At 68.0% G+C, this 3986-nt stretch carries 5 protein-coding genes; all 5 read left to right on the top strand.

The genetic code is table 11. The features are described 5' to 3' along the window. Positions 1-107: 107 nt before the first annotated feature. The gene (locus GV027_RS20115) at positions 108-1367 is read left to right on the top strand and encodes a multidrug effflux MFS transporter (protein WP_159513420.1); all 1260 of its coding nucleotides are present in this window, start codon (positions 108-110) and stop codon (positions 1365-1367) included. 72 nt (positions 1368-1439) lie between these two features. After that, positions 1440-1781, top strand: a complete 342-nt coding sequence (locus tag GV027_RS20110) for a DNA primase (RefSeq protein ID WP_159513419.1) — start codon at positions 1440-1442, stop codon at positions 1779-1781. Positions 1782-1855: 74 nt separating this feature from the next. Beyond that, positions 1856-2476: a hypothetical protein gene (locus tag GV027_RS20105; protein ID WP_159513418.1), complete on the top strand. Its 621-nt coding sequence runs from the start codon at positions 1856-1858 to the stop codon at positions 2474-2476. A 265-nt stretch (positions 2477-2741) separates the two neighbouring features. Next, positions 2742-3407 carry an outer membrane protein gene (locus tag GV027_RS20100; protein ID WP_031394478.1) on the top strand — a complete coding sequence of 222 codons (666 nt, stop codon included), beginning with the start codon at positions 2742-2744 and terminating at the stop codon, positions 3405-3407. Positions 3408-3639: 232 nt separating this feature from the next. Further along, on the top strand, positions 3640-3986 hold a 347-nt coding region (locus tag GV027_RS20095; protein ID WP_159513417.1), incomplete at its 3' end, for a hypothetical protein.

Below are 3986 nucleotides of genomic sequence, written 5' to 3'. Positions count from 1 at the left end.
GGATTGGGGGCGTGGCCTCCCGGGGGATTGGGCGCGTGGGATTCGTGCGCGTGGCGGGGTGAATAGCGGGTTTCGTAGGTAGCGATAACGCGGTAGGGCGCCGCATCATGACCGCAGAAACCCTAGTATCCGACGCGCCCGCGATGCGCGGCGCGCCGATCGGCTTTGTCGAGTTCGTGGCGCTGGTCGCAGCCCTCATGTCGCTGACCGCGCTGGGGATCGATTCGATGCTGCCCGCGCTGCCCGCGATCGGCGAGTCGCTGGGGATCGCGAGCGAGAACAGCCGGCAATATATCGTGACCGCGTTCGTCATCGGCTTCGGCGTCGCGCAGCTCGTCCACGGGCCGCTCGCCGACCGGTTCGGGCGCCGCACGGTGCTGCTCTGGTCGCTGGGGCTGTATGCGCTCGCCAATGTCGCCTGCGCGCTGGCGGGAAGCTTCACATTGCTGCTGATCGCGCGGGTCGCGGGCGGTGCGGTGATCGCTGCGGCGCGGGTCGCGACGATCGCGCTGGTGCGCGACTGTTATCACGGGCGGGCGATGGCACGGGTGATGTCGATCGCGTTCATGGTGTTCATGATCGTGCCGATCCTGGCGCCGACCTTTGGCTGGAGCGTGCTGCAGTTCGGCGACTGGCGCGCGATCTTCTGGGTGATCGCAGGCCTGACGCTGGTCGTGCTCGCCTGGTTCTGGGTGCGGATGCCCGAGACGCTGGCGCCCGAGAACGTCCTGCCGATCACGCCGGCGCGGATCCTGTCGGACTGGCGGCAGACGCTCGGCGACCGGCTGTCGCTCGGCTATACGCTGGCGGCGACCGCGCTGATGGGGTCGCTCTACGGGTATCTCAACTCGATCCAGCAGATCATGGCGGACGTGTTCGCAAAGCCCGACCTGCTCGCGCTGATCTTCGCGGTCACCTCGGTGACGATGGCGGCGGCCAATCTGATGAATTCGCGGATCGTGATGAAGCTCGGCACGCGGCTGATCAGCCACTGCGCGCTGTCGGGGCTGATCCTGGTGTCGCTGGTGCATCTGGGCGCGATCGAGGCGAACTGGGAGTCGCTCACCAGCTTTGCCGTGTTCCAGGCGCTGACGCTCGGCTGTTTCGGGCTGGCGACGTCGAATTTCTCGGCGATGGCGATGGAGAATATGGGGCGGATCGCCGGCACCGCGTCGAGCGTGCAGGGGTTCGTCAGCGTCACCGCGGGCGCGGTGATCGGCGCGGTGATCGGCCAGGCGTTCGACGGGACGACGGTACCGCTGGTGCTCGGCTTCCTGCTCGCGGGGCTCGCCGCGCTGGCAGTCGTCGCGCTGACGGAACGGGGCCGCCTGTTCCGGCCTGCGATCGTCGTCAAACCGGCCGAGTGACGGAACCGGGCACGCGTGCCCGCCGTTCCTTGACGCGAGACCGCACGACGCGGCCTGAGCAGGAGCGATAGCATGGGCGGACATCAGGTTCCCGGCATGGGCACGGGCGACGACGGGTATGACGAGGATGGCTATGACGAGAGCCAGCGCGCCGAGATCCTCGAGGCGACGCGCAGCGGCCCGGTCGATGGCGCGGTCATCACCGATCTGAGCCCCGATCTGGGCACGGACGACGACGAGGACGAGCCGATCGACGACATCGACATGGATTCGGAAGCGGTCGGCCAGACCGATTCGACCGTGACGATGGACGAGGACGATATCGACGAGGACGACGTCCAGGACGAGCTCGACGATGGCAGCATCGACGATGACGAGCTGGACGATGCCGACGACGTCGCGCTGAAGCCCTGACCCCTGCGATCCCCCGACGCACGTGCGGCAGCGACCCCCGCACGCGCGTTTCCGCTTCGATGTAGGAGGCGCGCGTGCGTATCGTGATCGCAACCGGCGGCGTGATGCCGATCCTCCTGGGATGCGGCCTTGGCGGCTGCTCGGACCCAAAGCAGCAGCAGCTCGACGTCACCGCGGCGGCGGCGCGCGCACAGCAGAACATCGCGCGCTATGCGGCGGACAGCCGCCCCGGCCGGCATCCCGTCGGCACCACCAAGATCGCGGCCGCGGCGCCCGACACCCTGCCCGAAGCGGCGGCGGCGGTGGTGCGACGCTATTACCAGCGGATCGCGGCGCATGACTTTGTTGGTGCGCGTGCGCTCTGGTGTCGCGACGGCGAATCCTCGACGCTCGACCGTGCTGGGTTCGCGAACCGGTTCGCGCGTTATGCGCGTTACGATGCGAGCATCGCGGCACCGGGCAGTGTCGATGCAGGGGCGGGCCAGCTGCACATCTCGGTGCCGGTACGCGTGACGGGGACGCTGCGCGACGGCACGCGATTTGCCGATGACGGGATGGTTCTGCTGCACCGCGTCAACGACGGGATCGAGACCGCGAGCGCCGAGGCACATCTCTGGCGGATCGAATCCACCTCGGTCGACCCGGTGATCCCGCCGCCGCGCGCACCCGCCACCAGCGCGCCCGCACGCCGCTAAGCCGCTGAAACCCGGCTATCCGTAGCGTCTTGCCGCCGCCCGGGAAAAGCCACGAAGCCGCCATGATGGCCGCGGTTTCGCCCTTGTTCGTTCATCCGACCGTCAGAAACCGTTGCCATCTTGCCACAGCCGGCGATTGTTCCCGAAATCGACGCACGGCGGTGCAACATTTTCGTCATCGACCTGTTTGGAGGGCCTGAGTGTCACGCGCCACGGGTTGTCCGGGGCGGCGGGACCCAGAACGAAACAAGAAGGTCATTCGAATATGCGTAAGCTTTCCATCGCAGTCGCCATCGCAGCAGCCGCCCTCGCCGCTCCGGCGTTCGCGCAGGACATGTCGGCTCCTGCCCCCACCGACAACAGCGCAGCGCCCGGCGAAGCCGCTGCACCGGACGGCTCGAAGGCCTTCGGGATCGAGCCGTATTTCGGCGTCATGGGCGGTTGGGAGCAGTTCGACAACGAAGCCGGCCACGGCATCCCGCAGGCGCTGAACGCCAACGGCACGCTGCGTCGCGGCTACAAGCCCTCGGGTTCGCTCGTTCAGGGCGTCCTGGGCGTCAACGTTCCCCTGGGCCCGGTCTTCGTCGGCGCAGAAGGTAACGTGATCAAGGGCATCGATGGCAACATCGACTGGCAGTATGGCGCAGCAGGCCGTTTCGGTTTCCGCGCTGGCGACAGCGGCCTGATCTACGGCAAGGTCGGCTACCAGTGGGTCAACTTCGACCATTTCTCGGGCCTGTCGAACACGGTTCCCAACACGAACCGCGACTATAGCGCGATCACCTACGGCATCGGCGCCGAAGTCGGTCCGCAGAGCATCGGCCTGAAGGGCATCACCGGCAACGCGGGCTTCCGCATCCGCGCCGAGGTCAACACCTTCGGCGACGCGCAGAGCTTCCGCCCGATGCTGGGTATCGTCACGCACTTCTGAGCCTTGGCTTAGGTACGTGAAATCGGGCGGGGTGCGAGCGATCGCACCCCGCCCTTTTTTGTGTCCGGCGTGGATCGGGCGCGCGGCTCTGGCGCGGTGGCGGGGAGGCACGGAGGATCGCGCGATGTTCCCGATGCGTTCTGGCGCATTTCCGACTCGCTTCGCCGCATGGGAGTCGACGGGCGAGTGACATCGACTCGTGGCCGCGTAGGCGCGAAAGGCGATGGAGTATGTGTTTGATTTTATGCGGTTGCTGAGCGGCAATCGCGGGACGGGTGGCGCTCGTCGTCGGAGCGGTCCGGGTCTCGCGCTACAGCTCCGCCTGGTGTTCTACGGCGTGCTGATCGGGCTGATGGTGCCGACCTTGCGCAAGATCGACTGGTCGCCGCTCGTCCCGCCGGGTCTGAAGGTCGAATGGCCGACCGGGTTCGGCGTGACCTGGCCCGCGGGGCAGCTCCACGTGCCGGGCGGCTGGGGGCGGCTGCGCAACACCGCCACCGACGTCGCGCCGTCCGCTACGGGCCTCGGCAGCGCGGCCGCGACCGCGGCGGCTGCGGCGGCGGGCGCGGCGGGCGGGCT

This window comes from Sphingomonas sp. T1 (genome assembly GCF_902506585.1).
GTDB lineage: Bacteria > Pseudomonadota > Alphaproteobacteria > Sphingomonadales > Sphingomonadaceae > Sphingomonas > Sphingomonas aerolata.
This window is presented reverse-complemented; position numbering and strand designations above follow the sequence as displayed.

Excerpts from the sequence above, each read along its gene's own strand:
- GV027_RS20115 (WP_159513420.1), top strand. The coding sequence starts at position 108 with ATGACCGCAGAAACCCTAGTATCCGACGCGCCCGCGATGCGCGGCGCG.
- GV027_RS20110 (WP_159513419.1), top strand. The coding sequence starts at position 1,440 with ATGGGCGGACATCAGGTTCCCGGCATGGGCACGGGCGACGACGGGTAT.
- GV027_RS20100 (WP_031394478.1), top strand. The coding sequence starts at position 2,742 with ATGCGTAAGCTTTCCATCGCAGTCGCCATCGCAGCAGCCGCCCTCGCC.